The 5049-nt window shown below is 64.8% G+C and carries 4 protein-coding genes; 2 read left to right on the top strand and 2 right to left on the bottom strand.

Annotated features, from left to right (window positions below):
* Nucleotides 1-710 (bottom strand): peroxidase family protein (locus DBR22_RS19880; RefSeq protein WP_308810244.1); only part of this gene is annotated, 710 nt, incomplete at its 3' end.
* Between the two features lie 188 nt (nt 711-898).
* On the opposite strand from DBR22_RS19880, the gene DBR22_RS19875 reads away from it, so the two are divergent.
* The gene (locus DBR22_RS19875; RefSeq protein WP_219928143.1) at nt 899-1534 is read left to right on the top strand and encodes a nucleoside hydrolase; all 636 of its coding nucleotides are present in this window, start codon (nt 899-901) and stop codon (nt 1532-1534) included.
* Nucleotides 1535-1841: 307 nt separating this feature from the next.
* Here DBR22_RS19875 and DBR22_RS19870 read toward each other — a convergent pair whose 3' ends face one another.
* Complete coding sequence (locus DBR22_RS19870) at nt 1842-3254, bottom strand: MFS transporter (protein ID WP_108600418.1); 1413 nt, start codon at nt 3252-3254, stop codon at nt 1842-1844.
* A 286-nt stretch (nt 3255-3540) separates the two neighbouring features.
* On the opposite strand from DBR22_RS19870, the gene DBR22_RS19865 reads away from it, so the two are divergent.
* Nucleotides 3541-5049 (top strand): ABC transporter ATP-binding protein (locus tag DBR22_RS19865; RefSeq protein ID WP_108600417.1); only part of this gene is annotated, 1509 nt, incomplete at its 3' end.

Below are 5049 nucleotides of genomic sequence, written 5' to 3'. Positions count from 1 at the left end.
TCGCCGATGTAGCGTTCGTCGCCGAGCCAGGTGTCCTCGGGCCCCCAGAAGATTTCCTCGGGCTCCCACACGTCCTCGCGGCCGAAGGCGAAGCCAAAGGTCTTGAAGCCCATCGATTCGAGGGCCACGTTGCCCGCCAGCACCAGCAGGTCGGCCCACGAGAGTTTCTGGCCGTACTTCTGCTTGACGGGCCACAGCAGCCGCCGGGCCTTGTCCAGGTTGGCGTTGTCGGGCCAGCTGTTGAGCGGGGCGAACCGCTGGCTCCCGTCGCCTGCGCCGCCGCGGCCATCGTAGACGCGGTAGGTGCCGGCCGCGTGCCAGCTCAGCCGGATCATCAGGCCGCCGTAGTGGCCGAAATCGGCTGGCCACCAGTCCTGGGAGGTGGTCAGGACCTGGATGATGTCCTGTTTGAGCGCCTCGACGTCGAGCTTCTGGAATTCTTCGCGGTAACTGAACGTGGAGCCGAGCGGGTTGCCGGCCGGCTGGTGGGCGTGAAGAACGCTGAGATCGAGTTGGTTCGGCCACCAGTCAGCGACGGTCCGCGGCCGGTGCGCCTTGGGCTCCGGCGAGTCGATGGCAGGGTTCTCACTCTCGCTGCCGCGCGACGTCGCGCTGTCGTGGGCAACCGGGCACCCACCCTCAACTTTGCTGTCCAGGCCCTGGGCGCTTCCCGGGGTGGGAACAGGGGGGTGTTCCTGGCTATCGCTCATGTGCTTCCTTCCATATGGCCGAGGCCGTGGACGGACTCGGGCGGCCGGTTCAACGTTCCCATTTGAACATAGACAGGTGGGCTGGGGGAGGGGTCAGTTGCGGCGTCCGCTCAGATCACGACGACTAGCCTTTTCAGCCAATGAAATTCGCCGACGGAAAGGGCGGAAAGCTGGGCAAGTCTATTCACATGATCCCTATTGAGCCGCGCTGCCGCGTCATCATCGACAACGACTGGGCGGGTGATCCCGACGGGCTGATAGGACTGGCCCATCATGCTCTCTCGCCGGCGAACCGAATTCTTGCGGTCACAAGTTCGTTGACCAATCCGATGTTTGGACCGCCGGAAGGCATGGCCAAGGCAGGGGCCGACCTGGCGGAGGACCTGCTCCGCGTCATGGACTACGCAGACAGGCCAACTGTCCATGCGGGCCCTGACTCCCAGTTCACCGGAGAAACCCGCGCGACGGCCGCTGCCCGTGCCATCATTGACGCGGCCGGGGACGTCGGCGAACTTCCGCTGCTCCTTGTGTGCGCCGGCCCCCTGACGAACGTTGCTGACGCACTTCTTCTGGAACCGGAGCTTGCATCCCTGATCACGCTCGTGTGGGTGGGCGGCTCGGCCAGTGGCGATAATGCTGACGAGTACAACTACTTCACTGATCCTGCAGCCGCAGAATTCGTCCTGGCTGATCAACGCCTCGACATCTGGCAGTTCCCGTCCGAAACGTACCGCCGGCTCGTGGTTTCTGTCGCCGAACTGGATCAGGCGCTGAAAAATCAGGCCCGGCAGGCATGTGGCTATGGGACGTGTTTAACGGCCTGAAGGTCCCTGACTTCGTCAAATTTGGCCCGCTGTGGTGTCTGGGGGACAGCGCTCCCCTCATCGTCACAGGCCTTGGTGACGTTACGTCGTCGTTCGAGCAAACGAGCGCATCACCAGGCCGAAGAATGTACACTAGCGTCGATTCGCGGCTGGTCATCGCCGACTTCTTTGCCCGGATGGAGTTGCACGCCGGGAGGCAGGCGAGGAATGAGCGCGTCGGGACGCTTTAACGTAAGCGGGCGACGGCGGGACGTCCCGCCGTCGGCCCTTCACGTTGAGTGCCACTTGCGTTAGCCCGCCGAAGGGCCTACTTGTTTGCGTTGGCTCCGACGGTCTCTCGCTCCCGTGCTTCGGTCATTGCCTGCGCGTCGGTCGCGTCGGCCTCGAGGTCATCAAGCGACTTGCCCTTGGTATCGGGGGACAGGAGGGCGGCCAGGGCGGCGACGGCGCAGATTCCGAAGGTGGTCAGCCCGATAACCAGTGGGACGTTGGTGGACCCCGGGGGAGCGATGGCGGTGAAGATGCTCGGGAAGAACGAGGCGATCATGAGGCCCAGGTTCTGCGACACCGCGAACCCTGTCACGCGGATCCGCATGGGGAACTGCTCCTGGAAGAACGTGGCGAAGGTGGCGTTCCACATCTGGAAGAAGATGCCCTGGACAATCACAATGCAGACGAAGACCAGCGCCAGGCTTCCCTGTTCGATGGCCCAAAGGTATCCGCCGGCCAGGACTCCGCCGCCGATGCCTCCGGCCACCATCAGCATCCGCCGGCCGATCCTGTCGGAGAGTGCGCCGAAGAGCGGGATGGTCACCACTGCGGCCACGTTGGCCACGAGGGTCACCCAGAGGAATTCGCTGCTGGTGAAGCCGTTGCCGTAGCCCTCCTGGGTGGCGTAGGAGACGCCGAAGATGAGCGTTGCCATGCCGATCACGTTGGTGAACGTCATGATGACACAGCGGACCAGTACCCAGGGGTGGCTTCGGACGAGGTCGGCGAGGGGGAACCGGGGCTTCGCCTTGCCCGTTTCGGTCTGCGCCAGGTATGCCGGCGGCTCCTGCACGCGGCGGCGGATGATGTAGCCAGCCAGGATCACGAAGGCGCTGAGCAGGAACGGGATGCGCCAGCCCCAGGACTGGAACTGGTCGGCGGGGAGGAAGGCTGCGAGGGGAAGCAGCACGGCAGTGGCAAGGATGGAGCCCACCTGTGTGCCCTGCAGGCTGAAGCTTGCGAAGAAGCCGCGCCTCGCGTCGGGGGAGTGCTCGACGATCATCGCGCTGGCTCCGCCCAGTTCGCCGGCGACAGCGAATCCCTGGATCAGGCGGAGGATGACCAGCAGGATCGGTGCCAGGACGCCGACCTGTCCGTACGTGGGCAGCAGGCCGACGGCGAAGGTCGCGAAGCCCATCAGCAGCATCGCAAAGACGAGCACCTGCTTACGGCCGTGCCGGTCACCGTAGGCGCCCAGGACAACCGCGCCGATCGGACGGGACACATAACCCACTGCGTAGGTTGCCAGCGAGGCGATGATGGCCACGGTCTTGTTCTCGGACGGGAAGAAGATGGCGGGGAAGATCAGCGTCGCAGCCAAGGAGTACAGGGCGAAGTCATAGTACTCAAGTGCGCTTCCGATCCAGCCGCTCATCGCGGCTTTCTTTGGATCCCGCTGGCCGGCGCCGGCTTCTGGGATGGGGCGGCTTTCGCCGGAGGTGGTGCTCATGGTGATAAATTCCTTCGTCGTCTTTGGCAAAGAACCGGAACTGTCCGTTCCGGATGGTCGACGTGACCTTGAAGGGTTCAGGAGCTGGGAAAGCCCTTTCCCTTGAATCGTTTCATCAATGGTAGGGCTGTGACCGCGGTTACGTCAACGCGGCACTGCTCGGTGCTGCAACTACGCCCTGCGTGAACCGGCCAACTTCTCCCTCAGGGCCCGGATGAATCCCCAGCCTCCGGACGTAAACTGACCTTCGCACCACCTTTGTGGACACTGTGTCAGGTTGGATCCCATGCTCTGGAAACTGCTTATCGAATACCTGCGGCCGCACCGGCAGCTGCTGATCGCCGTCGTGGTCTTCCAGCTGGCTCAGTCCATCGCGTCCCTCTATCTGCCCACCCTGAACGCGGACATCATCGACGAGGGCGTGGCCAAGGGGGACACCGGGGTCATCCTCAGCCTGGGCGGCCTGATGCTGGCGATCACGCTGCTGCAGATCATCTGCGCCGTGATTGCCGTGTACTTCGGCGCCAAGGCCGCGATGGGTGCAGGCAGGGATTTGCGTGGCGCCATCTTTGCCCGCGTGGGGCAGTTCTCCGAGCAGGAAGTGACCAAGTTCGGCGCGCCGAGCCTGATCACCCGCTCCACGAACGATGTCCAGCAGGTCCAGCAGCTCGTCCTGATGGGTGCCACCATGATGGTGGCCGCGCCCATGCTCGCCATCGGCGGGGTGATCATGGCCATCCGGCAGGACGTGCAGCTGTCCTGGCTGATCGCCGTCGCCGTTCCCGTGCTGCTGATCGGGGTGGGGCTCATCATCACCCGGATGGTGCCGCTGTTCCGGAAGATGCAGAAGCGGATCGACACCGTGAACCGGGTGCTCCGCGAGCAGCTCACCGGCATCCGCGTGGTGCGCGCGTTCGTCCGCGAGGACATCGAGACCGCCCGTTTCGCCCAGGCGAACGACGACGTCACGGACACCGCGCTGCGTGCCGGCCGGCTGATGGCGCTCGCCTTCCCCGTGGTGATGCTGGTGCTGAACGTCTCCAGCGTGGCCGTGATCTGGTTCGGCTCGTTCCGGATCGAGGACGGCTCCATGCAGGTGGGCACCCTCATCGCGTTCCTGAGCTACCTGATGCAGATCCTGATGTCCGTCATGATGGCCACCTTCATGGCCGTGATGATCCCGCGCGCCGCGGTCTCGGCCGACCGGATCGGCGAGGTGCTGGGCACCGAATCGAGTGTCCGCCCGCCGAAGAACCCCCTCAGCAGCGCCGTGCGCCGCGGGGAACTGGAAATGCGCGACGCCGGATTCGCCTACCCAGGTGCCGATCAGCCCGTCCTGTCCGATATCAGCTTCACCGCCAGAGCGGGCCAGACGACGGCGATCATCGGTTCCACGGGCTCCGGCAAGACCACCCTGGTGAACCTTATGCCGCGGCTGTTCGACGTGACATCCGGATCCGTGCGGATCGACGGCGTGGACGTGCGCGAGCTGCACCCGGACCTGTTGTGGGGGCACATCGGCCTGGTCCCGCAGCGGCCCTACCTGTTCAGCGGGACCGTCCGCAGCAACCTGCAGTACGGCAAACCGGACGCCACCGAGGACGAGCTCTGGTCAGCGCTGGAGATCGCCCAGGCCCGCGACTTTGTGGAGGAAATGGAGGGCGGGCTCGATGCGCCCATCTCCCAGGGCGGCACCAACGTCTCCGGCGGGCAGCGGCAGCGGCTGGCCATCGCCCGGGCGCTGGTGAAACGGCCCGAGCTGTACATCTTCGACGACTCGTTCTCCTCGCTGGAC

This window comes from Arthrobacter sp. HMWF013 (assembly GCF_003061105.1).
In the GTDB taxonomy this organism is placed as follows: Bacteria; Actinomycetota; Actinomycetes; order Actinomycetales; family Micrococcaceae; genus Arthrobacter.
Note: the sequence above shows the minus strand (reverse complement) of the source record. Positions and strands in the feature narration are given on the sequence as shown.